The following is a 24351-nucleotide window of genomic DNA, read 5'->3' as shown; positions in this document are numbered from 1 at the left end:
CCGAACGATGCGGAAACTGCCCCACGTCACCCTCGCCTTCTGGGTGATGAAGATCGCGGCGACAACTCTGGGCGAGACGGCCGGCGACCTCTTCGCCCAGACGCTGAAACTCGGCTACTTCCTCACCACGGTCGCGCTGTTCGCGATCTTCGTGGTCACCCTGGCCGTCCAACTGCGCTCCCGGCGCTACAACCCGTTCTTCTACTGGACGGTCATCCTGTCCACCAGCACGGCCGGCACCACACTCTCCGACTTCATGAACCGCGACGGCAGCGCCAAGTACCTTGCGAACGGCGCCACTTCACTGGGCTGGGGACCGCAGGGCCTGGGCCTCGGCTACCCCACGGGCGCGGCCATCCTGATCTCGGTCCTGCTGCTCGTCTTCGCGCTCTGGAAGGCGAGCGGGATGACGTTCGAGATCCGCGACATCGTCACCTTCCGCGGCGAAACCCTGTTCTGGACGGCGATCCTCGTCTCCAACACCCTCGGCACCTCCATGGGCGACTTCCTCTCCGACAGTTCGGGCCTCGGCTACGCCGGCGGAGCCGCGCTCGTCACCGGCGCCCTGCTGGTCCTGCTGGCCCTGATGAAGGTGCCGGCGGTCCCGAACGTCCTGCTGTTCTGGATCGCCTTCGTCCTGACCCGTCCACTCGGCGCCACGGCCGGCGACTTCCTCACCAAGCCGACCGCCAAGGGCGGCCTCGACCTCGGTACGGCGGGCTCGTCGGCCGTCCTCCTCGCGATCCTGATCGCCCTGACGGGCCACGCCCTCCTCAAGGAACGCCGGAGCGTCACCCGGCTCGCCTCCCCGCCGCCCGGGACAGGCGGGGAACGCGACCGGGTCACCGAGCGGACGGGCTGACCACTCCGCCCGTACGCCGGACATCGAAACGCCCGACCGGGGCACGCGAGAGGGCGGGCCACATGACGTGCGCCCGCACATCGGCCCGGCCAGTGTTTCCAGGAAAGGCATCATGACGTCGTCTCATACGCACAAGTGGGGCCTACGGAACGGCAGTTCCAACGGCGGGCGAAGCCGTGCGCCAGGAGCGGCCGAGGGGAAGCAGACGCTGTCCGCCATGGGGCGTGCCGGATTCGTCGCACGAGGCGTCGTCTACGTCCTCGTCGGCGCCCTCGCCCTGCGGATCGCGTTCGGTGACGGTGGCCGGGAGGCGGACCGGCAGGGCGCGTTGCAGCAGGTCGCCGCGCAGCCCTTCGGAAAGGCGATGCTGTGGATGCTGGTCGTCGGCTTCGGCTGCATGGCGATCTGGCGGGGCTCCCGGGCACTGTTGGTCAAGGGGCCGAAGAACAAGGTCGGTTCACGGTTGCCGGACGGCGGCCGGGCCGTGTTCTACGGCTTCGTCTGCTGGGGTACGGCGTCCTTCGCGGCCGGTGCGGGCGGCACCTCCGGCAGTGACGCGAAGTCCCGGGACTGGACCGCGTCGGCGCTGAAACTTCCCGGAGGCCAGGTGCTGGTGGGTCTCGCCGGCTGCGTCCTGATCGGAGTCGGCGCGACCCTGGCGGTGCGCGCGGTGCTGCGGCGTTTCCTGCGAAGGCTGGAGACCGGGAGGATGAGCCGCCGGGTACGGCAGCTCGTCACCGCTCTCGGGGCGGGCGGCGGTGCGGCGCGGGGTGCCGTGTTCGCCGGGGTGGGTGTCTTCGTGCTGGTGGCGGCCGTCCGTTTCGACCCGCACCAGGCCAAGGGCATGGACGCCACCCTCCGCACCTTCGCGCACACTCCGGCGGGCCCGTGGCTGCTGGTCGCGGTGGCCGTCGGGCTCGTCCTGTTCGGCGGTTTCTCCTTCGCGTCGGCACGCTGGCGCCGCCTGTGACCGGTGCCCCGACGAATCCGGTGGACAGGGCCGGGAAACAAATATCGGTCCGCGCGGACATGAAGTCGCGCGGAGCGGGCACGTGGGGTTCGTCCTGTCCTCCCACTTAAGGCGGCATCGTGGTTTCCTCCGCGAACACCCTCGGCGCAACTGCCCCTGCCCGCACGGGAACACGGCAGGCAGCGGACGAACTGCCGTGGATCGAGGACGGGTCCAGGGTCGCCCCCAAGGACGCACGCGTGATGTCGCGCCTCTTCCTGGACCGGCTGCGGGAGTTGGAGGAGGGCACCCACGAGTACCAGTACGCGCGCAACACGCTGATCGAGATGAACCTGTCCCTGGTGGCCTTCGCCGCCCGCCGCTTCCGCAACCGGGGCAGCGGCGACATGGAGGACGTCATCCAGGTCGGCACGATCGGCCTGATCAAGGCCATCGACCGGTTCGACCTGACGCGCGAGGTCGAGTTCACCTCCTTCGCGATCCCCTACATCGTCGGCGAGATCAAGCGCTTCTTCCGCGACACCACCTGGGCCGTGCACGTCCCGCGCCGCCTCCAGGAACTCCGGGTCGACCTCGCCAAGAGCAAGGAGAGCCTCGGCACCGAACTGGGCCGCACCCCCACCGTCAAGGAACTCGCCGCCCACCTCGAACTGACCGAGGACGAGGTCATCGAGGGACTCATCGCCGCCAACGGCTACGTCGCAGGCTCCATCGACACCCCGGGCGGCGACGACGAGACCGACGGCGCGCCGAAGTACGCGGACACCATGGGCGACGCCGACCCGGCCCTGGAACTGTTCGAGGACCTCCACACGCTCGCCCCGCTCCTGCAACGGCTCGACGAACGGGAGCGGACCATCATCGAGATGCGCTTCGGCCAGGAGCTGACCCAGGCCGAGATAGGCCGCCGACTGAACCTCTCGCAGATGCACATCTCCCGCCTGCTGAACCGCACCCTCAAGAAGCTGCGCATCGGCCTGCTCTCCCCGTGATCCCCACGGATGGGTGAGGAGCACGATCCGCTCACCCTCACTCCTGGCGCGAAGCTGCTGGAACGATTCCCGGAGCAGGTGGACGAGGTGGTCGGGGCGGCGGTCTGTGAGGATGGGCCCCATGGACGTGCGCAGCAGAAACCGGGTGACGGTGACCGGCCGGGCCGACGGGCCGGTGGTGGTGCTGGCGCACGGGTTCGGATGCGACCAGCACATGTGGCGGCTGGTGGTGCCGCTCCTGGAACGCGACTTCACCGTGGTGCTCTTCGACCATGTCGGAGCGGGACGTTCCGATCTGTCGGCATGGAGCCCGGAGCGCTACTCCACGCTGGACGGCTACACCGAGGACGTGCTGGAGATCTGCCGTGACCTGGAACTCGGCCCGGTGACCTTCGTAGGGCACTCGGTGAGCGCGATGATGGGCGTCCTGGCCGCCGCGCGGGAGCCCAAGGCGTTCACCGGCCTGGTGCTGCTCGCCCCCTCGCCCTGCTTCGTCGACGACCCGGCCACCGGCTACCGCGGCGGGTTCAGCACCGAGGACATCGACGAGCTCCTGGGCTCGCTGGACGCGAACTACCTGGGCTGGTCGGGCGCCATGGCACCGGTGATCATGGGCAATCCGGAGCGCCCGGAACTGGGGGAGGAGCTGACCAACAGCTTCTGCCGCACCGATCCGGAGATCGCCCGCTCCTTCGCCCGCGTCACGTTCCTGTCGGACAACCGGGACGACCTCGCCGGCGTCACCGTGCCCACGCTCGTCGCGCAGTGCTCCCGGGACGCGATCGCGCCCCCGGAGGTCGGCGAGTTCGTACGGTCCCGGATCCGGGACAGCCGCCTGGTCACCCTGAACGCGACCGGCCACTGCCCCCAGCTCGCCGCGCCGGAGGAGACGGCCGCCGCGATCACCGAATTCGTCGGGGCCACCCGCCGATGAACATCAGCGGGGAGACCGGGAGCGGCGAGCACAGACAACCCGGGAAACAGCCCGGTACCGACCACGCCGCGTTCTCCGCCCTCCTGGAGGACAGCGCAGAGGACCTCTACGAGCACGCGCCCTGCGGCTACCTGTCCACCCTCATGGACGGCACCATCGCGAAGATCAACACGACGCTCCTCGACTGGCTCGGCCACGAGCGCGGCGACCTGGTGGGCCGCAGGACCTTCTCCGACCTGCTCACCGTGGGCGGCCGCCTCTACCACGAGACCCACTTCGCCCCGCTGCTGCGCATCCAGGGCGAGGTCAGCGGGATCGCCCTGGAGCTGAGGACGACCGACGGAGGCCGGCTGCCCGTGCTGGTGACCTCCACGGTCAAGACCGGCGACGACGGCCGGCCGCTGCTGATCCGCACCACCGTCTTCGACGCCCGCGACCGCCGAGCCTACGAGACGGAACTGCTGCGCGCCCGCCGCCAGGCCGAGCACGAACGCGAAGAACTCATGCGCCTCAACGCCACCCTGCAGCAGACCCTGCTGCCGCCAACTCTCGTGAACGTGCCCGGACTTGATGTCGCCGCGTACTACCACGTCGCCTCCACCGACATGGTCGGCGGCGACTTCTACGACCTCTTCCCGCTCTCCGCCGGGACCTGGGGACTGTTCCTGGGGGACGTGTGCGGCAAGGGTGCCGCCGCGGCCGCCGTCACCTCACTGGCCCGCTACACCCTGCGCGCCGCCGCCGTCTACGACCCCGACCCGGCCGCCGTCCTGAGCAATCTCAACACCGTCCTCAACCACGAGTACAACGGCCACGACCCGCGGTTCTGCACGGTCGTCTTCGGACTGCTCACCCCCGAGGGCGAGCACGGCGGCTTCCGTATCACCCTGGCGAGCGGCGGCCACCCCCCGGCCCTGCTGCTGCGCGCCGACGGCAGCGCCGACCAGGTGGACACCCCCGGCGGACAGCTCATCGGTGTCCTGCCGGACGCCCACATCGCCACCGCCACCGTCCATCTGGCGGCGGGCGACACTTTGCTGCTGTACACGGACGGTGTCACCGAGGCCCGCCAGGCCCGCACCGGCAACGGCGACCGATACGGGGACGAGGCCCTCCTCGACTTCGCCCGGGCGCTGGCCCCCACCACCGCCTCGGACGCCGTCGCCGCGATCCGCGACCTGCTCGACACCTTCGGCACCGGCATCGACGACGACACCGCCGTCCTCGCCATCAACGTGCCCCGACCGCCCAGCGAAGAGCTGCAGTGACTCAACTCGCCGTACAGACCCGGACCACGCCCGCGGGCCCCGTCGTCGAACTGACCGGCGAGCTCGACTACGACAACTGCGCCGAGGTGCGCGAACTCCTGCTCGCACTCGTGCTCCGGGACGGCCAGCAGCTCGTCGTCGACCTGACCGGGGTCACCTTCTGCGACTCCAGCGGCATCACCGCGCTGCTCGCGGCCCGCAACCACGCCCTCGCCGCCCGGGCGGACATCGCCCTGGCCGCGGTCCCCGCCCACCTCGACCGGATCTTCCACACGGTCGGCCTGGACCAGGTCTTCTCCACCCACCCCACCGCACAGGCCGCCGAAGCGGCCTGGACCCCTCCGGCGGCCCGCACCTGAACCGTCACCGGCCGAGATGGAACCGGATCGTCGTGCCCTCCGGAGCCGTGTGCACCCGCACGAGGTCGGCGACGGAGTGGACCAGGAGGAGCCCGCGCCCGCCGGGCAGGTCGCGTGAGGGCGGGCGGCGGCCGGCCAGCGGGTCGGTGAGCCGGCCGCGGTCCTCGACCTCGCAGACGATCTGCTCGCCCTCGGCCCAGATCCGCAGCGTCCCCGAACCGCCCCCGTGCACCACGCTGTTGGTGGTCAACTCCGCGACGGCCAGCGCCAGATCCTGGAGCCGTACGCCCGCGAGGCCCAGCCGCTCGGCCTCCTGGACCGCGAACCAGCGGGACTTGGGCAGCTCGCCCGTGTCGAACGAGAGGGAAGCCGCGCCCGGCGGGTGGACGAGCGGCACGTTGTAGCGGGCGATCATCCGCTCGGGATCGTAGGAGCCGGCGGGGAGTTGACCCTGTCCGTCGATCACGAGCGGGTGAGTGGCGCGGGCGTCGGCGAGCACCTGCGGTGCCAGGTGGTCCGCGTCGTAGGGGCACAGGATCGTCAACTCACGGTCCTCGAAAGCGGAGTTGATCAGCGCCTCGTGCTGGACGCACGCCGGGTACTCCACGGCGGAGCGCCCGGGCCAGATCGGTTCCCCTATGATCCGCACCCGGCCGCCGGAGTGCGCGTCGGCGAAGGCCCGGAGCACACCCGGGATGATCCGCCCCGGATTGCGGCCGACCTCGGTCATGTCGAGGAACCGCACGTCGTCGGCGCCCGGCCCGAGTTCGGCTCTGATCAGGGCGAGTCGAGGCCCCGGAACGGCGACCGCGACGGGCTCCCCGGCCGCCAGACCTTCCCGGACGAACGGCACCGTGCCCGCCGTGTACTGCTCCTCGCCCCGGTAGAACAGCGCGGGATGCGCGAAGGGCCGACCGCCGGTGACCGCACTCATCGCACCGCCACCTCGATCCTCGTCGGCCCGGCCGGAACATGTCCACGACGCGCGGCAGTCTACGGCGGCACCCGTGAGGCCGTCAGGAACAGAAGTCCGTGATGGTGTCGGTGAGGATGTCGGTCAGATGGTGCAGGGAGGCGATGTCGGCCCATTCGACGGCCTCGTGGGCTCCCGCGCCGTCGGCTCCGAAGAGCAGACAGGGGATCCCGGCCCGGTCCAGGAGGGCACAGTCGGTCCAGTACGGCTCGGCGAGGACGTCCGGTGGGTGCCCGAGGACGGACCGTGCGTGTCGGAGCAGCGTGCGGACGACGGGCTGGTCCGGGTCTCCCTCGAACGGTTCGCGGTGCAGGCCGCGGTGCAGCTCGTAGCTGAAGTCCGGGACGGTGGCGGCGAGTTGGTCGAGGATCGCGGTCAACTCCGCCTGGACGGTGTCGGCGTCCTCGCCTGGCACGGTCCGCCGTTCGAGGGTGATCCGACACTGCGCGGGGTACGTCGAGGGCTCCTCGCCGCCGTGGATGACGGAGGCGTGCACGGTGCCGGAGCCGAGCCGTGGGTGCCCTTCGGCAGCGGCGAGGCGGCGGCCCAACTCCTCGACGGCCACGAGGAAATGCCCTGCCTTGGCGATGGCGTCGATGCCGAGGCCGGGCTGCGATCCGTGGGCGGCCCGCCCGTGCACGATCACGTCGAACCAGACGAACCCCTTGTGGGCGAGGATCACTTGGAGCCGGCTGGGCTCGGTGACGATCGCCGCGTCGGCGGTGAAGGACTCAAGTACCTCCTCCGTACCGGCACTTGTGTTCTCCTCGTCGGCGACACAGGCGAGCAGCACATCCCCGCGCAGCGGGCCCCGCGCGGTGGCCCGGGCGGCGGCGATCATCATGGCCGCGACACCGCCCTTCATGTCGCAGGCTCCCCGCCCGTAAAGCCTCCCGTCCTCGATCCGGGGGCTGAGCGGCTCGCCCTCGTAGCCGCCCAGACCCACGGTGTCGAGATGCCCGTTGAGCATCAGCGAACGGCCGCCACCGGTGCCCCGGGCGATCGCGACGAGCGACGGACGGCCCGGGTTCCGCTCCAGCCGGTGGACCTCGAACCCGCGCGCGCCGAGCCAGTCCGCGCACAGGTCGGCGATCGCCCCTTCGCCCGCGCCCGAGGCCGCGAGCCCGGGGTTGACGGAGTCGACCGCGACCAGCCGCTCCAACAGCCGTACAGGATCGAGTACTTCGGGCTTCCGCGTCATCGCTGCTCCTCCGCGTGGGGGTTGGCGGCCGTGCCCTCGGTGCTCAGCAGCACCACGGTCGAGTCGGAACCGACGGCCAGGGCTCTACGGCGTCCGACGGCACCCTCCCCGGTCAGCGCGGCGCGGGCGCCCGCGAGCGAGGCCGCACCGCAGGGGCCCGCGGAGACACCGGCGGCGGCGAGGGTGCGGGCGGCGTCCGCGCTGTCGGTGTCCGTGACCGCGACGGCGGCGTCCAGACCGTCGCGCAGCAGGGGCCACGCCAGGCTGGAGACGGTGCCGCAGTTGAGGCCGGCCATGGTGGTGTCGCCGGTCGGCACACTGACCGGCTCCCCACGGCCGAGGCCGGCCAGTACACAGGCCGCGGTGACCGGCTCTACCGACAACAACGCGGTCGCGGCGGCTTCGTCCCGGCGGCTGCGGTAGTGCGTGACGGCGGCCTGCGCGAGCGAGCCCACACCCGCCGGGACCACCACCAGGCCCGGCGCCCCGGCGCCCAGCTGTTCGTCGACCTCGGCGAACAGGGTGGAGTAGCCCTCGACGATCCAGCCGGGGATCCGCTCGTAGCCGGGCCAGCCGGTGTCCTGCACGAGCACGCACTCCAGCCCGCCCGCCGCCGCCTCGGCCGCCCGGCGCACGGCCTCGTCGTAGGAGCCGGGCACCAGGACCACGTCCGCGCCCTCGTCCTCGATGGCGGTCACGGCCCCCGGGTGGACGCCCCGTGGCACGAAGACCTGGGCGCGCTGCCCGAACAGCCGAGCCATCCGGGCCACGGCCCGGCCATGGTTGCCGTCGGTGGCGGTGACCAGGCGTACCAGGCCGCCGTCCGTCCGCCCGGCCAGCACCCGGTGGATCGCCCAGGACGCGCCCAGCGCCTTGAACGCGGGCAGCCCCAGGCGCGCGGACTCGTCCTTGACGAACACCCGCCCCACCCCCAACTCGACTGCCAGGGACGGGAGTTCGATCAGGGGAGTGGGCGCGTAGCCGGGCAGTCCGGCGTGGAAGTCCCGCACCCCTACCGGAGGCGGCGCACAGGTCCAGGTCCGGGCGACGGATCTGACGTACCAGGGCAGGCGGCGCGGGGCGGAGCTGCCGGAGAGGAGAGAGGTATGGGACACATGATCAGCGTGTGATCAATCGTATGATCAGTCCAGCGCATGTTTTCGAACAGTATTCATCAGAAAAACTGACCGATGGAGGCCGGTGGTGTTCGACCTGCACCGACTGCGCCTCCTGCGCGAGCTGAAGCACCGCGGCACACTGGCCGCCGTGGCCGCCGCGCTGTCCTACAGCCCCTCGGCCGTCTCCCAGCAGCTCTCACAACTCGAATCCGAGGTCGGCGTCCCGCTCCTGGTGCCCGTGGGGCGCCGGGTGCGGCTCACCCCGCAGGCGGAGATCCTCGTCGCGCACACCGAGGCCGTGCTCAAGCGGCTGGAGGAGGCCGAGGCGGACATCGCCACCTCCCTCGCCGACCTCACCGGCACGCTGCGCATCGCCTCCTTCCAGACCGCGGCCCTCGCCCTGGTGCCGACCGCGCTGACACTGCTGCGCGACGCCCACCCCCGCCTGCGGGTCGAGGTCACCCAGGCCGAGCCGAGCGAGGCGCTGCCCGCCCTCCTCGCCCGCGACTTCGACCTCGTCATCACCGAGGAGTACCCGGGCAACCCGCACCCCCGGCCCGCCGAACTCGAACACGAACCCCTCTGCGAGGACCCACTGCGCCTGGCCACCCCGAGACCCCGCGACCAGGACACCGGCCCGATGGAGGCGCTCCGGGCGCTGGCCGACCACCCCTGGGTGATGGAACACGTGGGCTCACCCGCCCGGCACTGGGCCACCGCACTCTGCCGCACCGCCGGTTTCGAACCCGATGTGCGCTTCGAGTCCGCCGACCTGGTGCTGCATCTGCGACTGGCCGAACTGGGCCATGCCGCCGCCCTGTTGCCGGACCTCGCGTGGAACGGCAGCCCGCCCGCTGTCGCGCTGCGGGAACTCCCCGAGGGCCATCGCACCCGCTCCCTGTTCACCGCCGTTCGCAGCGGACGCGGCCCCCACCCGGCGATCAGGGCCTGCCGCGAGGCACTCCGGCAGGCCATCGCGCCCTAGCTAGTACGCGAACTCGCTCACGGAGAGGTCCTGTTCAGGTCGAGCCGGTCGACACGGGCCACGTTCTCCCGGTCGTCGGCGTCCGGGCTCGGCTCCGCCGTGAACCAGGCGTCGAGGATCTCCTTGAGCAGCGGCTCGGACGTCAGGCGCAGACCGAGCGCCAGCACGTTGGCGTCGTTCCAGCGGCGCGCGCCGTCCGCCGTGTAGGCGTCCGTGCACAGCGCCGCCCGTACGCCCGCGACCTTGTTCGCGGCGATCGACGCGCCCGTACCCGTCCAGCAGCACACGACCGCCTGGTCCGCGGTCCCGGCGGCCACCTCGCGGGCAGCCGCCTCCGAGCAGACCGCCCACTGCGGGTCGTCACCGGGCCGCAGCGCCCCGTGCGTCAGCACCTCGTGACCGCGCTCGCGCAACTCCGCGACGAGAGCACGCGCCACAGGTCCGTCCATGTCCGAGGAAACAGAGATCCGCATGCCCCGGAGGCTACTCAGCGGACGCGTTCCGTGCCATCTCCGCCCGCATGCACGGGAGCAGCCCCCGCCGGGTCGAGACCAGGAACAGACCCATGGCCTACGACCCGGCGGGGGCCGGTGACGGTTACGACCGGCGCCAGTTCTGGTTGGCGCCGCCCGTGCAGGTCCAGATCTCCAGCGCCGTGCTGTTGGCCGTGCCGTGGCCGACCGCGTCCAGGCACTTGCCGGAGCCGACGTTGACGACACTGCCGTCGGAACGCACCCGCCACTGCTGGTGGGCGCCGCCGTTGCAGTCCCAGATCTCCACCGGGCTGCCGTCGGCGGTGGCGCCGCCGGTGACCTCAAGGCACTTGGAGTCGTAGACGGTCAGCTGGTTGGTGGCCGTCGAGGTCCAGGTCTGGTGGGTGCCGCCGTTGCAGTCCCACAGGGCGGGCTTGGTGCCGTTGGCCTGGTTGGCGCCGGGGACGTCGACGCAGCGGCCGGACTCCTGGCCCTTGAGGGGGGCCGAGACCGCGCCGCGCAGCCAGCTCTGGTTGGTGGCGCCGGTGCAGGTCCACAGCTCCAGCAGGGTGCCCGGGGTGGTGCCCCCTGCGGTGGCGTCCAGGCACTTTCCCGAGGCGGGGTTGACCACCGAGCCGTCGCTGTCCACGGTCCACTTCTCGGCGGCGGTGCCGTCGCAGTCGTAGATCTGCACCGAGGTGCCGTCGGCGGTGGCGCCGCCCTTGACGTCCAGGCACTTCGTGCCGTCGTAGACGGTGAGTTGGCCCGCCGGGGTCAGCGTCCAGGCCTGGTTCGCGGTGCCGTTGCAGTCCCAGAGCGCGAGTTGGGTGCCGTTGGTCCGGCTCGCGCCGGGGACGTCGGCGCACAGGCCGGACTGGCGGCCCTTGAGGATGCCGGCGTGGTTGCCCGGCGGGTTCGCGGTGACGGAGAGGTTGTCGAACTGGTCGGTCTGGTAGCCCACCACACCGAGGCCGACCTGTCCCGCCGAGTACGAACTGTCGTCCGTGGCACCGAGGTTGGTGCCGTCGGCGGTGGCCGTGATCCGGTCGCCGGAGAAGCCGAGGGAGAGCGTGTGCCAGGCGTGGGTGCCGAGCGCGGCCCGGGTTCCGGAGAGCAGGGTGGCCAGCGTGCCGGCCGCCGAACTCCTGACGATGGACCAGGTGCCGGTGTCGCTCACCCGGAGCAGATAGGCGGCCTGGTGGCTCTGCGGCCGGTTCTGGGTGTTGGCCCGGCCCAACAGCTCGACCGTGCCCGCCTGTTGGAGGTTGACGTCGACCTTGACGGTGTAGTCGGTCCAGGTCGGGTCGCCGAGCAGCGAAAAGGCGTCGGAGTCGTCCTGCCACTCGATCGGCTTGACCGGCGTCACCTGCTGCACGCACTGCCCCGACCGGCCGTCGGCGCACGGACGTGCCTCGAACGCGCCCTGCATGTCGGAGAGATGCGTGGCCTCGGTGCCGGTGGCGTAGCTGTCGAAGGTGTCGCTGTACGGCAGCGCGAGGGCGTGGGCGGCGGGCGCGGTGGCGGTGCCCTTGCCCTGGCCGGTGGTCGTGGTGACCGTGTAGATCCAGCCCGGCTGGAGCGTCAGCGAGTACGCGCCGCCGGTCGGGGTGATGTCCTGCGTGTGCACGAAGTCGGTCGCCGGGCTGGGACTGTTCACCCGGGTCGCCCACACGTGCACCGCGCCCGTGGACAGACCGCCGCGCACCTGCACGTCGACCGTCTGAGCCGCGGTCGCGGTGGTGGTCTCCAGGACCGTGGAGTAGTCGGACCCGTTCGGCGACTTCAGCGTCGCGTAGGTGCCGTTGGACTCGGTGCCGCCGAGATAGCCCGACGCGGAGTCCACGAACTTCCAGCCGGGCTGGGCGAATTGGGTGACCTGCGCGGTCGCCCAGGTGTCCTCGCCGACCGCGTAGTTGCCGGACCAGGGCGAGTTCGCGGTGGCCAGGCCGACCGTGCTGAACGGCAGGTTGGGGTAAATGGCCGCGACCAGTGGCCAGTTGAGGTAAGCGGTCATCCGGGCGTCCACATAACCGCGCACGATCGAACGGATCAGCGCCGGGGCGCCGGAGTCCATGTCGAGGGAGCCGTTCTCCGACGCCCACAGCGGTTTGCCGTTGTTCTTCGCCGTGGTGGTGCTGGAGCAGGTGTCTGCGCTGCCGCCGTCGCCGCCCGCGCAGGGGTAGTGGGCGCCGATGACCGAAACGGCGTTGTTGAAGGCGGAGTTGCTCGCCATGTCGTCCGCGACGCTCCAGCCCGAGTCGTCGCCCACGATCTGCACGGAGCCGTATCCGGCGCTGTCGAGCGCGGACCGCAACTGGATGTACCAGTTGACGTCGTGGCCCCGCTCGTTCCAGCCGCCGAGGTAACTGATCGTCAGACCGTGCTGCTTGGCGCAACCCAGCCAGGAGATCAGGTAGTCGATGGTGTCGGTGGACCAGAACCCGCCGCTGATCCAGCCCGGGGCGGCCCAGGCCAGACCGTACAACTTGAGGTCCGGGTTACGGGACTTGGCCTGTTCGGCGAGCCAGAACTCGTAGCCCGCGTCGCAGTTGATCTGTCCCTTGGTGTGCTCGATGGACGGCTCGGCGCCGTCGGTGGAGTTGGCGTCGCCGCCGATCTCCAGCTTCAGCAACTGCAGGTTCGCGCCGTAGCCCGGCTTGAACAGATAGTCCAGGATCTGCGAGCGCTGGGCGGCCGGATAGTCGCGCAGCAGCCGGGAGTTGCCCCCGCCGCCGCTGATCGCGCCGATCCCGTCGAACGTCCGGCCGCTCTGGCCGCCGTCCACGGTGATGGTGGTGGCCGCCGCGGCGGCCAGGGCCGGCTGCGCGCCGACCGAACAGAGGGCGGCGACTAGCGCCATGACCCACAAGGGCAGGAGGTGCCTCAAGGTTCTTCGCACGGTGTCGTCCTTCTCCAGCGGGGGGTGAGGACAGCTTCGGAGAGCGCTCTCAACGCAAGCCGGCAGAGCCGACAGAGCTGTCCGTGGAGGTTTGTGCGACAGTGTGGGGACGTGTTGAATTGGAGTCAAGGGTCTATACCTATTGACCTGTGCGCCGGTGATTCGGGCAGCACGCTTCCGGCCAACTCGCCTGCCGCTACGGCGCCGAGGCCGCCGAACCCTGACCGGCGGCCCCGCCGCTCCACTCCCGGTACGCGGCCACCGCCGTCGGCAGGGTGGGGAAGATGTGGTCCTCGCCGACCGAGTCCACCAGCCCGTACGCCTCCAGGTCGTCGCGGAGGTCCTGCTTCACCCGGGCCAGGGCGAACACCACGCCGCGGTGGGTGAGTTCGCGGCGGAGTTCGTCGACCGCGTCCAGGGCGGTGATGTCCACCTCCACATTGGCCTCGGTGTTGAGGACGAACCACCGTACGGGGACCGCCTGTTGGTCGACCGCGGCCAGGGCGCGGCGGCGGAAGTTCTCCGCGTTGGCGAAGAAGAGCGGTGAGTCGTAGCGGTAGACCAGCAGACCGGGGATGGTGCGGGCCTGCGGGTAGTCGTCCACGTCGTGCATGCCGGCCACGCCGGGGACCAGGCCCTCGACGGCGTCGTGCGGGCGGGCGACGCGGGTGAGGAGTTCGGCCACCGACAGGCCCACGGCGACGATCACGCCGTAGAGGATGTCCAGGGCGAGGACTCCGGCCAGGCAACCCAGGGCGAGGAGGAGTTCGCGGCGGCGGAACGTGGTGAGGCGGTGGAAGCCGGTGAGGTCGATCATGCGGACGGCCGCGTAGACGACCAGGGCGCCGAGCACCGCCGAGGGGGTGCGGGACAGCAGGGGGCTCAGGAACAGCAGGACCGCCAGGACGACCGCCCCGGCGACCAGCGAGTACGCCTGGCTGCGGGCGCCCGTCGAGGAGGCCAGCGCGGTGCGGCTGGCGCTGCTGCTCACCGGGAAGCCGTGGAGGACACCGGCGCCGATGTTGGCCGCGCCCAGGGCCAGGAACTCCTGGTCGGCGTCGAGACCGGGGCCCTCGTCCTCGTCGCCGCCGGTGAAGGCGCGGGCGGTGAGGATGAAGTCGGTGTAGCCGACGAGCAGGACACCGAGGGCGGGCAGCACCAGGTGGGGCAGCTCGGTGAGGTCCGGCAGGCCGACGGTGGGGAGCCCTGCGGGGACATGGCCGATCACCTTGATGCCGTACCGGTCGTCGAGATCGAAGATCACCACGGCCGCCGTGCCCAGCACCACGGCCAGCAGGGGACCGGGCACCGCCTTGGACATGCGAGCCACCGTGAAGAGGAACGCGAGCACGACGGCGGCGAACAGCAGCGTGGGCACGTGGAGGTGGTCCAAGTGCCGTACGAAGGACCAGAGTTGGGGGAAGAAGGCCGAGCCGGTCGTCGGCACCCCGGTGAGCTTGGGCAGCTGGTCCACGATCATGATCAGGGCGACGCCCGCCAGATAGCCGATCAGCACGGGGCGGGAGAGGAGATCGGCGACGAAGCCCAGCCGTACCGCCCACGCGGCCACACACAGCAGGCCGACCGTGGCCGCGAGGGCGGCGGCGAGGGTGGCGTACTTGCCCGGGTCGCCGGCCGCGAGGGGGCCCACCACGGTCGCCGTCATCAGCGCGGTCGTCGACTCGGGACCCACGGACAGCAGCCGGGACGAGCCCAGCATCGCGTAGAGGGCGAGCGCGGGGAGGATCGCCCACAGTCCGGCCACCGGGGGCAGCCCGGCGACCCCGGCGTACGCCATCACCTGCGGGACGAGATACGCGGCGACCGTGACACCGGCCAGCAGGTCGCCGCGCAGCCAGGCACGCCGATACTTGGCCAGCGCGGCGATTCCGGGCGTCAGCCGCCGCCACTCCATGCGGCGCTCGCCCGGGCTGTGGGACACGGTGTTCCTCGATCCGCCCGCTTCAGAGGCTCGCCGCGTGGTCCGGGACGTAGGTCTGCAGGTCGCGCGGCGGGCGCTGGTAGCCGGTGGACGGCGGGCGGGGCGGGAGTTCGAGGACCGGCGGGGACACCTCGTGGTAGGGGAGGGAGTCGAGCAGGTGGGCGATCATGTTCAGTCGGGCCCGGCGCTTGTCGTCGCTCTCGACGACGTACCAGGGGGCCTCCGAGACATCGGTGTGCACCAGCATCTCGTCCTTGGCCCGCGAGTAGTCCTCCCAGTGGGTGATGGACTCCAGGTCCATCGGCGAGAGCTTCCAGCGCCGCAGCGGATCCTCAAGGCGGCGCCGGAACCGGTCCTGCTGCACGGCGTCGCTCACCGAGAACCAGTACTTGCGCAGCACGATCCCGTCCTCCACGAGCATCCGCTCGAAGATCGGGCACTGGCGCAGGAACAGCTGGTACTCCTCCTTGGAGCAGAAATCCATCACCCGCTCGACACCGGCCCGGTTGTACCAGGACCGGTCGAACAGCACGATCTCCCCGGCGGCCGGCAGATGCTCGACGTACCGCTGGAAGTACCACTGGGTGCGCTGCCGGTCGGTCGGCTTCGGCAGCGCGGCGATCCGGGCGACGCGCGGGTTGAGGTGCTCCGCGACCCGCTTGATGGTGCCGCCCTTGCCCGCCGCGTCCCGGCCCTCGAAGACGATCACCAGCCGGGTGCCCTCGGCCCGCACCCACTCCTGGAGCTTCACCAACTCCGTCTGCAGACGCAGCAGTTCGGTCTCGTACGCCTCGCGCGGCAGCTTTGCCGCCTTCTTGCCGGCCATGCCGCCTCAACCCCTCGATGACATGCGCGGTCTCCCGTGTCCAAGGTCGAACACCTGGACAGCACCGTACTGATCGCCGGGCGCCCGCGCACCCCCGGACACCCGTCCACTGGGTTTGTGGCGGCCGACGGCGGCAACCCGGACCTCGTGACAGCGATGACGACCCGACAGGAGCTCGTCCGGTTTCTGGAGGACCGCTTCGCCTGCGCCCAGGCCTGCACCGCCTGCGCGCGGGCCTGCGTGCTGCGCGTCAGCCGCACGGATCCGGACGCCACCGACCACGAGGCACTCGTACGGCAGAAGGCGCTGTGGTGCGCGGAGGTCTGCGACGCGACCTGCCGGATGCTCGCCGAGCGGAACCTCCAGGACGAGCCCACCCTCCGCCTCCAGGCCAAGTGGTGCCTGCTCGTCTGCCTGGAGTGCGCACAGCTCTTCGACGAGCGGCCGGACACGGAGGTCGACGCCCGCGCCTGCCGGGACTGCGCGCGGGCCTGCACGGAGTTCCTGGCGACGCTGAACTGACGGGCGCGGGCGCCCTCTTCGCCGGCGTCGCCATTCCCAATTTCTGGAACACGTTCTACGGTGTGCGCCGTCAGGACCGGAGTGGGGAGCCTGGAGGCGCCGTGCATCTCGAATACACGCCCGAGCAGCAGCGGCTGCGCACCGAACTGCGCGCCTACTTCGCCGAGTTGGTGCCCGACCACGCCTACTCCCGCTACGAGGACCCCGCCGCCCAGAAACGCTTCTACCGCGAGACCGTCCGCCGGCTCGGCACCGACGGCTGGCTCGGTGTCGGCTGGCCCGAGGAGTACGGCGGGCGCGGGCTGACGCCGATGGAGCAGTTCATCTTCTTCGACGAGGCAGCGCAGGCGGGCGTACCGCTGCCGCTGATGGCGCTCAACACCGTGGGCCCGACGATCATGCAGTTCGGCACCGACGAACAGAAGGCGTACTTCCTCCCCAAGATCCTCTCCGGCGAGATCGACTTCGCCATCGGCTACAGCGAGCCCGAGGCCGGCACGGACCTGGCCGCGCTGAAGACCCGGGCCGTGCGGGACGGCGACGAGTACGTCGTCGACGGGCAGAAGATCTGGACCACCAACGGCGACACCGCGGACTGGGTGTGGCTCGCCACCCGCACCGACCCGGACGCCCCGCCGCACAAGGGCATCACCATGCTCCTGGTGCCGACCGCCGACCCCGGCTACACCTGCACGGTGATCAACACCCTCGCCTCGCACGACACCACCGCCAGCTACTACGAGAACATCCGCGTCCCGGTCTCCCGCCGGGTCGGCAAGGAGAACCAGGGCTGGCGCCTGATCACCAACCAGCTCAACCACGAACGCGTCACCCTCGCCGCCCACGGCACCATGGCCATCCGCGCCCTGCACGACGTCCAGCACTGGGCCATGGAGACCAAACTCGCCGACGGCCGCCGCGTCGTCGACCTCCCCTGGGTCCGCCGCCTCCTCGCCCGCACCCACGCCAGGCTCGACGCGATGAAACTCCTCAACTGGCAGATGGTGAACGCCGTCCAGGAAGGCACCCTCACCCCCCAGGACGCCTCCGCCGTCAAGGTCTACGGCTCCGAGGCCCGCCGCGACGCCTACGCCTGGCTCATGGAGATCGTCGCCGCCGCGGGGGCCCTGAAGGAGGGCTCCGCGGGCGCCGTCCTGCACGGCGAACTGGAACGCGGCTACCGCTCCGCCGTGATCTTCACCTTCGGCGGCGGCAACAACGAGATCCAGCGCGAGATCATCTCGTGGATCGGTCTGGGAATGCCGAGGGTACGGCGTTAGCCTGCGGACATGGGTGCCCCTGGGACGGGTGATCCGGGGCTGTTCGGTCCGGAGTCCGTGACATGGCAGGTTCACGACGATCCCATGATGTGGATCGCCGGCGTCCGCGCGCTCTACCTCCAGGCCCTGCACCCGAGAGCCGTCCGCGGCGTCATGCAGAACTCCGACTTCCGACGTGACGCCTGGGGCCGGCTCATGCGCACCGCGAACTTCGTCGGCACCCTCACCTACGGCACCACCGAGGCCGCCGAGAAGGCGGGCGCCCGGGTGCGGAAGATCCACAGCATGCTCGGGGCGACCGACCCGGACACGGGGGAGCGGTACGGAATCGACGAACCCGAGCTGCTGCTGTGGGTGCACTGCGCCGAGATCGACTCGTATCTGCACGTGCTGCGCCGCTCCGGCTTCCGCCTCACCGACGCCCAGGCCGACCGCTACCTCGCCGAACAACGGGAGAGCGCCCGCCTGGTGGGCCTCGACCCCACCGCCGTACCGGGCGACCGGGCCGAACTCGCCGCCTACTTCGAGCAGATCAGGCCCTCGCTCGCCGCCGGACCCGAGGCACGCGAAGTGGACGACTTCCTGCTCCGTCCGCCGACGCACCCCCTCATCGTCCCGGCGCGCGAGCTGCTCTGGCGGCGCGTGGCACACCTGGCGTACGCCTCCCTGCCGCCGTACGCCCACCAGCTGTACGGCAGACCGGCCCCCGCGCCCGCCACCGTCACCCGGCGACTGCGTGCCACCGGCACCCTGCTGCGCTGCGTTCCCGCACATGTGCGCCGGCAACTCCCGCCCAAGCACATCATCCGCGCCATGTCACGGCTCGGCCCCGGCTCCCGGCCGGCCCCGTACAAAGTCGGACGATCGCTCGCCATACTGGACGAGCCAGGGGAGGGCGGGACGAACACCGACGGGGGCGATCGCGGGAAATGGGGGACAGCAGGCTGATCCAGGGCCGCTACCGGCTGCTCGACCTGATCGGGCGCGGCGGCATGGGCGAGGTGTGGCGGGCGCGGGACGAGTCGCTGGGGCGCCATGTCGCCGTGAAGTGCCTCAAGCCGCTGAACCCGCACCACGACCAGTCGTTCACCCGCGTCCTGCGCGAGCGGTTCCGGCGCGAGGCCCGGGTGGCCGCAGCGCTCCAGCACCGTGGGGTGACCGTCGTCCACGACTTCGGCGAGTCCGACGGCGTCCTCTTCCTGGTGATGGAACTCCTCGACGGCCGCAACCTCTGCCAGCTCCTGGAGGACAACCGGCAGCGTCCGCTGCCCGTCGGTGACGTCGTCGACATCGCCGAGCAGGTCGCCTCCGCCCTCGCCTACTGCCACCAACAGGGCATCGTGCACCGGGACTTGAAGCCCGCGAACATCATGCGGCTGACCGACGGCACGGTGAAGATCTGCGACTTCGGCATCGCCCGCCTCGGCGCCGACATCGGCTTCACCTCCCGGCTGACCGGCACCGGCATCGCGATGGGCACCCCGCACTACATGTCGCCGGAACAGATCAGCGGCTCCGAGGTCGACCAGCGCAGCGACCTCTACTCCTTCGGCTGCGTCCTGTACGAACTCTCCACCGGCGCCCCGCCGTTCGACCTCGGCGACGCCTGGGCCATACTCATCGGCCACCGCGACACCCCGCCCCGGCCACCCCGCGACCAGCGCGCCGAACTGCCCGAATACCTGGAGAAGGTCATCCTCGACCTGCTCGCCAAGCTTCCCGAACAACGCCCGAACGACGCCCGCGAGTTGGGCCGCCGCATCACCATGGGCCGCACGACACCCCTGTACGTGCCGACAGTTGTGACCCCGCGACCCGAACTGCCCTCGCCCCAACCGGTGTCCCGCGAGGCGCGACTGCCGTCCTGGACACGTGGGATGACCACCGGGCACAAGGCGGCCGGCGCCGGACTGCGCACCACCCCACCGGACGCCGGAGCCGGCCTCACCGGCGAGTGGATCGCACGCCCGGCCACCGGCCACGTTGCCGAACCCGCACCGGAGTCACCGTCCGCACCGCCCCCGGAGGCCCTCAGGGCCCTGGCCGGACGCCACAACGCCGGCCTGAGCCTGGGCCGCCTCGGCCGCTGGGCGGAGGCCGGCGAGGTGCACCGCGCGGTCGCCGCCGAACGCGGCCACCTCCTCGGCCCGGACCACCCCGACACCCTCGCCAGCCGCTACGAACTCGGCTTCACCCTCAGCCGCACCGGCCACGCCGCCGAAGCCCTGCGCGAGTACACCCACGTCGCCCGCGCCAGAGAACGCGCACTGGGCGCCGACCACGCCGACACCCTCGCCGCCCGGCAGGAAATGGCCTACGTCCTGGGCCAGTTGGGCCGCCACTTCGACGCACACCAGGTGTACACGTCCGTCCTCGCCGCCCGCGAACGCACCATGGGCCCCGACCACCCCGACACCCTGCGCTGCCGCCACAACCTCGCCTTCAACCTCAGCCGCCTCGGCCGCCTGGAGGACTCGTACCGCATGGCCTGCGAGGTCGCCGCAGCCCGCGCCCGCGTGCTCGGCCCCGGTCACCCCGACACCTTGGTAACGCGCTACGAAGTCGCCTACGCGCTGGGCCAGTTGGGCCGCTGGCAGGAGGCACTCCAGACCTACGGCGAGGTCGCCGAGGCCCGCGCGCAAGCCCTCGGCCCCGACCACGCCGACACCCTCGCCGCCCGCTACGAGATCGGCATCAGCCTCGGCCGCCTCGGCCGCAGCGCCGACGCCCTCAAGCTCTACCGCGACCTGATCGACGACCGCACCCGCGTCCACGGCCCCGCCCACCCCGAGACCCTCCGCGCCCGCCACGGCCTCGGCGTCAACCTCGGCCGCCTCGGCCGCTGGGAGGAGGCCCTCGCCGAGTCCCGCGACGTCTGCGCCATCCGCGAGCGCGTCCTCGGCCCCGACCACCCCGACACTCTCGTCAGCCGCCGCGAGGTCGCCGTAGGCCTGGGCTGGCTCGGCCGCTGGACCGACGCCCTCACCGAATACCGCCGCGTCGCCGCCGCCCGCGAGCGCGTCCTCGGCCCCGACCACCCCGACACCCTCGCCAGCCGCAACGACGAGGCCCACTGCCTGGAACAACTCGGCCGCAACCAGGAAGCGGTCGAGCTGTACCGCCGGGTGGCGGTGCTGCGGCAGGGTCGGGCGTCGGGCGGGCACTGACGGCCGGGGCCACCCGTGGGACCGCGAGCGCGGACGACAGGGCGCCCGTGCGTGTCGCCGGACGCGGACGGCCGCGCCTTCAAGTCGGTCACCCCGCCTTTCGCCACCGCAGCCCTGGACGCGGGCGCCCGGCACTCACCGGGGGTCGGAGCGGCCCGCGCCGCCTGTGGGTGCCGGCGACAGGGCGCCCGTGCCTGTCTGCTGACGCGAACGTCCGCGTCTGCCGTCGGCCATCCGCCCCCGCCGCAGCCCTGGACGCGGGCGCCCGGCACTCACCGGGGGTCGGAGCGGCCCGCGCCGCCTGTGGGTGCCGGCGACAGCGCGCGCGTGCCTGTCTGCGGCCGCGGATGGCCGCGCCTGCAAGTCGGCCACACCCGCGTCTGCCGTCGCAGCCCGGGACGCGGGCGACGGGGATTCACCGATGGTCGGTGCTGCTCGTGCCGCCCGTGGGTGCTGGCGACAGCGGGACCGCGTCATTCCGTGGATGCGGCTGGCTGGGCCTGCCTCGGCCACACCCGCCTTTCGCCACCGCGCAGCCCTGGACGCTGGCGCCCGGCACTCACCGAGGGTCGGAGCAGCCCGCGCCGCCCGTGATCGCTGAAGACAGCACGCTCGCGACTTTCCGCGGACGCGGACGGCCGCGACTGCCGTCGGCCATCCGCATCCCCCCGCACCCCCAGGGGACCCCGCCCCACCCCTGGCCGACCTAGATCACCTCGTGTTACGAAGAACCATGCCTGCACACGAGGGACCCGGACATCGGACGTACGACGCCGTCATCGTCGGCGGTGGCCACAACGGCCTGGTCGCCGCCGCCTACCTGGCCCGGGCCGGGCGCTCCGTGCTCGTGCTGGAGCGGCTCGGTACCACCGGCGGCGCCGCCGTGTCGACGCGCCCGTTCGCCGGGGTCGACGCACGGCTGTCCCGGTACTCGTACCTGGTCAGCCTGCTGCCCAAGAAGATCGTGCGGGACCTCGGCCTCGACTTCCGTATCCGCGGGCGCACCATCTCGTCGTACACCCCCGTCGAACGCGACGGCCGCCCCACCGGCCTCCTCGTCGGGGGCGGTGAGCGCCGCACCCGCGACGCCTTCGCCCGCCTGACCGGCGGCGAGAGCGAGTACGCGGCCTGGCAGCGGCTCTACGGCATGACCGGCCGCCTCGCGCAGCGGGTCTTCCCCACGCTCACCGAACCGCTGCCCACCCGCGACGAACTGCGCCGCCGCGTGGACGACGAGGCCGCCTGGCGGATGCTCTTCGAGGAGCCGATCGGCGTCGCCGTCGAGGAGAACTTCACCGACGACCTGGTCCGGGGAGTCGTCCTCACCGACGCCCTCATCGGCACCTTCGCCGACGCCCACGACCCCTCCCTCGCGCAGAACCGCTGCTTCCTCTACCACGTCATCGGCGGCGGCACCGGCGCCTGGGACGTCCCGGTCGGCGGCATGGGCGCCCTCACCGACGCCCTGGCCGCCACCGCGCGCGAGGCCGGCGCCGTACTCGCCACCGGCCACGAGGCCGTCCGTATCGACACGGACGGACGCGCCGCCGAGATCACCTACCGCACCGCCGACACCGAAGGCGTCGTGGCCGCCCGCCACGTCCTCGTCGGCGCCTCCCCGCAGCAACTGGCCGCCCTCACCGGCGACGAACCGCCCGCCCCCGCCGAGGGCGCCCAGCTCAAGGTGAACATGCTGCTCAAGCGGCTGCCCAGACTCCGCGACACCTCGGTCGACCCGCGCGAGGCCTTCGCCGGCACCTTCCACATCGCCGAGGGCTACGACCAACTGGCCGCCGCCCACGCCCAGGCCGCGGCCGGTTCGCTGCCCGCCGCACCGCCCTCCGAGATCTACTGTCACTCCCTCACCGACCCGAGCATCCTCGGCCGGGACCTCGTCGAGGACGGCTACCAGACCCTCACCCTCTTCGGCCTCCACACCCCGGCCCGTCTCTTCGAACGCGACAACGACGCCGTACGCGAGGAACTCCTCAAGTCCACCCTCGCCCAGCTGGACAGCCACCTCGCCGAACCGCTCGCGGACTGCCTCGCCACCGACGCCGACGGTCGCCCCTGCATCGAGGCGAAGACCCCCCTCGACCTGGAACGCGACCTCAGGCTCCCCGGCGGCAACATCTTCCACCGCGAACTGACCTGGCCCTACGCCCAGGACGGCACCGGCCGCTGGGGAGTCGAGACCCGGCACGCGAACATCCTGTTGTGCGGGGCGGGCGCGGTGCGCGGCGGGGGAGTGAGCGGGGTACCGGGGCACAACGCGGCGATGGCGGTGCTGGAGAGCGACGCGGGCTGACCGAGCTGGTGCCCCGCCGGGGAAGTGGTGCTTTTCTGGGAGTGGACGAGAGGAGCGACCGCCATGAACACGGACACGGACATGGATGGCGCGCACATGGTGCCGGGGCACATGGAAGCCGTCTCGGTGGAGATCAGCGGGTGCAGCAAGGAGGACGCCCGGATCGTGTTCGACACGCTGTGCGCGTGCTTCGGCTCCGACCGGTGCGCCGACGACGTGCCCCGCGACCACCACGACACCCGCCCCACGGTCTGGCTCGGCACCTTCGACATCGCCGACCCCCACGAGCGCCCAACCGGCGCCCCGGCCCGCCTCGCGGCCTCCGTCGACGCGGACGTCCAGGGCGGCTACTGGGCCGTCGAACAATTCCGTACGACCCTGGACTCCCTGTTCACCGTCCACGACCTCGCGGTGACCTCCGGCGACCAGGAACGGGAACTGCACGTCCGGCTGGAGAGCCGCTGACGGAGAGGGGGACGGTGTCCTCGGTCCGGGACTTCTACGACGCGCTCGCCGCCGACTACCACCTGATCTTCCCGGACTGGGACGCGAGCATGGCCCGGCAGGCGCTCGCGCTGGACGCGGTCGTCCGCGCCCGGCTGGGTGCGGGGCCGCACCAGGTGCTGGACTGTTCCTGCGGGATCGGCACCCAGGCGATCGGACTGGCGGGGGCCGGACACCGGGTGGTCGGGAGCGACCTCAGTCCGGCGGCCGCCGCGCGCGCCGCCGCGGAGTCCGCGGCGCGGCGTGTCGGCTTTCCCACGGCCGCCGCCGACATGCGGGCACTGCCGTTCCGCACGTCCGTCTTCGACCTCGTGGTCTGCGCCGACAACTCGCTGCCGCACCTGCTCACGGCCGACGACCTGCGCACGGCACTGTCCGGTATGCGCCGGGTCCTCCGCGAGGACGGGCTCCTGCTGCTCAGCGTCCGGGACTACGACGCGATCCGTGCCGCCCGCCCGGCGTCCGCGCCTCCGCAGGTGGCGACGACCGGCCAAGGACGCGTGGTCACCTTCCAGTTGTGGCACTGGCACGAGGACGGCGAGCGCTACGACCTGGAGCACTTCCAGCTCGTGCCGGACGGGGACGGCTGGGAGGTGCGGGTCCGCCGTACCGCCTACTGGGCGCTGACCCGGGGCGAGTTGACCGACGCCGTGCTCGACGCGGGCTTCACGGACGTCGGTTGGCGCGAGCCGGAGGACTGCGGCTTCTATCAGCCCGTGCTCACCGCCCGACGAGGTCGCCCATGAGGAAAATCTGACGGAGCATCAG

The 24351-nt window shown here is 71.7% G+C and carries 21 protein-coding genes; 14 read left to right on the top strand and 7 right to left on the bottom strand.

What is annotated here, in order from left to right:
* The first annotated feature begins 7 nt into the window (after positions 1-7).
* The 6 genes from ACIBJH_RS25200 (at position 8) to ACIBJH_RS25175 (ending at position 5385) form a co-directional block, all read left to right on the top strand.
* Positions 8-862 (top strand): hypothetical protein, encoded by an 855-nt coding sequence (locus ACIBJH_RS25200; RefSeq protein ID WP_399119104.1) that lies wholly within the window; start codon positions 8-10, stop codon positions 860-862.
* Positions 863-974: 112 nt separating this feature from the next.
* Entirely contained in the window at positions 975-1832 is an 858-nt protein-coding gene (locus tag ACIBJH_RS25195) for a DUF1206 domain-containing protein (protein ID WP_399119103.1), read from the top strand.
* Positions 1833-1948: 116 nt separating this feature from the next.
* A complete protein-coding gene (locus ACIBJH_RS25190; protein ID WP_399119306.1) occupies positions 1949-2824 on the top strand; it encodes an RNA polymerase sigma factor SigF in 876 nt (291 codons plus the stop codon).
* 121 nt (positions 2825-2945) lie between these two features.
* Positions 2946-3758 carry an alpha/beta fold hydrolase gene (locus ACIBJH_RS25185; protein ID WP_399119102.1) on the top strand — a complete coding sequence of 271 codons (813 nt, stop codon included), beginning with the start codon at positions 2946-2948 and terminating at the stop codon, positions 3756-3758.
* The gene (locus ACIBJH_RS25180) at positions 3755-5026 is read left to right on the top strand and encodes a PP2C family protein-serine/threonine phosphatase (protein ID WP_399119101.1); all 1272 of its coding nucleotides are present in this window, start codon (positions 3755-3757) and stop codon (positions 5024-5026) included. Before ACIBJH_RS25185 ends, ACIBJH_RS25180 begins: the two co-directional genes overlap by 4 nt.
* Entirely contained in the window at positions 5023-5385 is a 363-nt protein-coding gene (locus tag ACIBJH_RS25175; protein ID WP_399119100.1) for an STAS domain-containing protein, read from the top strand. Before ACIBJH_RS25180 ends, ACIBJH_RS25175 begins: the two co-directional genes overlap by 4 nt.
* A gap of 4 nt (positions 5386-5389) precedes the next feature.
* On the opposite strand, the gene ACIBJH_RS25170 is transcribed toward ACIBJH_RS25175, so the two are convergent.
* The 3 genes from ACIBJH_RS25170 to ACIBJH_RS25160 all read right to left on the bottom strand — a co-directional run bounded on the left by ACIBJH_RS25170 (position 5390) and on the right by ACIBJH_RS25160 (position 8674).
* Positions 5390-6319, bottom strand: a complete 930-nt coding sequence (locus ACIBJH_RS25170) for an anti-sigma factor RsbA family regulatory protein (protein WP_399119099.1) — start codon at positions 6317-6319, stop codon at positions 5390-5392.
* An 82-nt stretch (positions 6320-6401) separates the two neighbouring features.
* The gene (locus ACIBJH_RS25165; RefSeq protein ID WP_399119098.1) at positions 6402-7559 is read right to left on the bottom strand and encodes an ArgE/DapE family deacylase; all 1158 of its coding nucleotides are present in this window, start codon (positions 7557-7559) and stop codon (positions 6402-6404) included.
* Positions 7556-8674 (bottom strand): diaminopropionate ammonia-lyase, encoded by a 1119-nt coding sequence (locus ACIBJH_RS25160; protein WP_399119097.1) that lies wholly within the window; start codon positions 8672-8674, stop codon positions 7556-7558. The genes ACIBJH_RS25165 and ACIBJH_RS25160 overlap by 4 nt, the downstream gene beginning before the upstream one ends.
* Positions 8675-8762: 88 nt before the next feature.
* Between ACIBJH_RS25160 and ACIBJH_RS25155 the strand changes: the two genes are divergently transcribed.
* Positions 8763-9662, top strand: coding sequence for a LysR family transcriptional regulator (locus ACIBJH_RS25155; protein ID WP_399119096.1), 900 nt, complete (start codon positions 8763-8765; stop codon positions 9660-9662).
* Positions 9663-9679: 17 nt separating this feature from the next.
* Here ACIBJH_RS25155 and ACIBJH_RS25150 read toward each other — a convergent pair whose 3' ends face one another.
* From ACIBJH_RS25150 to ppk2, 4 genes are all read right to left on the bottom strand, one after another.
* Positions 9680-10135, bottom strand: coding sequence for an RpiB/LacA/LacB family sugar-phosphate isomerase (locus tag ACIBJH_RS25150; protein WP_399119095.1), 456 nt, complete (start codon positions 10133-10135; stop codon positions 9680-9682).
* Between the two features lie 124 nt (positions 10136-10259).
* Positions 10260-12995: a ricin-type beta-trefoil lectin domain protein gene (locus ACIBJH_RS25145; RefSeq protein ID WP_399119094.1), complete on the bottom strand. Its 2736-nt coding sequence runs from the start codon at positions 12993-12995 to the stop codon at positions 10260-10262.
* Positions 12996-13230: 235 nt separating this feature from the next.
* Entirely contained in the window at positions 13231-14949 is a 1719-nt protein-coding gene (locus tag ACIBJH_RS25140) for a SulP family inorganic anion transporter (protein WP_399119305.1), read from the bottom strand.
* Positions 14950-14998: 49 nt separating this feature from the next.
* A complete protein-coding gene (ppk2, locus tag ACIBJH_RS25135; protein WP_399119093.1) occupies positions 14999-15802 on the bottom strand; it encodes a polyphosphate kinase 2 in 804 nt (267 codons plus the stop codon).
* Positions 15803-15838: 36 nt separating this feature from the next.
* Here ppk2 and ACIBJH_RS25130 point away from each other — a divergent pair, with 36 nt between their 5' ends.
* The 7 genes from ACIBJH_RS25130 (at position 15839) to ACIBJH_RS25100 (ending at position 24329) form a co-directional block, all read left to right on the top strand.
* Entirely contained in the window at positions 15839-16324 is a 486-nt protein-coding gene (locus ACIBJH_RS25130) for a ferredoxin (RefSeq protein ID WP_399119092.1), read from the top strand.
* A 101-nt stretch (positions 16325-16425) separates the two neighbouring features.
* The gene (locus ACIBJH_RS25125) at positions 16426-17604 is read left to right on the top strand and encodes an acyl-CoA dehydrogenase family protein (protein WP_399119091.1); all 1179 of its coding nucleotides are present in this window, start codon (positions 16426-16428) and stop codon (positions 17602-17604) included.
* A gap of 9 nt (positions 17605-17613) precedes the next feature.
* On the top strand, positions 17614-18552 hold the full coding sequence (locus tag ACIBJH_RS25120) for an oxygenase MpaB family protein (RefSeq protein ID WP_399119090.1): 939 nt from the start codon (positions 17614-17616) through the stop codon (positions 18550-18552).
* On the top strand, positions 18534-20771 hold the full coding sequence (locus ACIBJH_RS25115; protein WP_399119089.1) for a tetratricopeptide repeat protein: 2238 nt from the start codon (positions 18534-18536) through the stop codon (positions 20769-20771). The genes ACIBJH_RS25120 and ACIBJH_RS25115 overlap by 19 nt, the downstream gene beginning before the upstream one ends.
* 733 nt (positions 20772-21504) lie before the next feature.
* The gene (locus ACIBJH_RS25110) at positions 21505-23079 is read left to right on the top strand and encodes a phytoene desaturase family protein (protein ID WP_399119088.1); all 1575 of its coding nucleotides are present in this window, start codon (positions 21505-21507) and stop codon (positions 23077-23079) included.
* A 63-nt stretch (positions 23080-23142) separates the two neighbouring features.
* Complete coding sequence (locus tag ACIBJH_RS25105; RefSeq protein ID WP_399119087.1) at positions 23143-23544, top strand: hypothetical protein; 402 nt, start codon at positions 23143-23145, stop codon at positions 23542-23544.
* A 14-nt stretch (positions 23545-23558) separates the two neighbouring features.
* Positions 23559-24329, top strand: a complete 771-nt coding sequence (locus ACIBJH_RS25100; RefSeq protein ID WP_399119086.1) for a class I SAM-dependent methyltransferase — start codon at positions 23559-23561, stop codon at positions 24327-24329.
* The last annotated feature ends 22 nt before the right edge of the window (positions 24330-24351 follow it).

This window comes from Streptomyces sp. NPDC050548 (genome assembly GCF_044457385.1).
GTDB lineage: Bacteria > Actinomycetota > Actinomycetes > Streptomycetales > Streptomycetaceae > Streptomyces.
The sequence above is the reverse complement of the archived record's forward strand: the minus strand, read 5'-3'. Positions and strand labels throughout refer to the sequence as shown.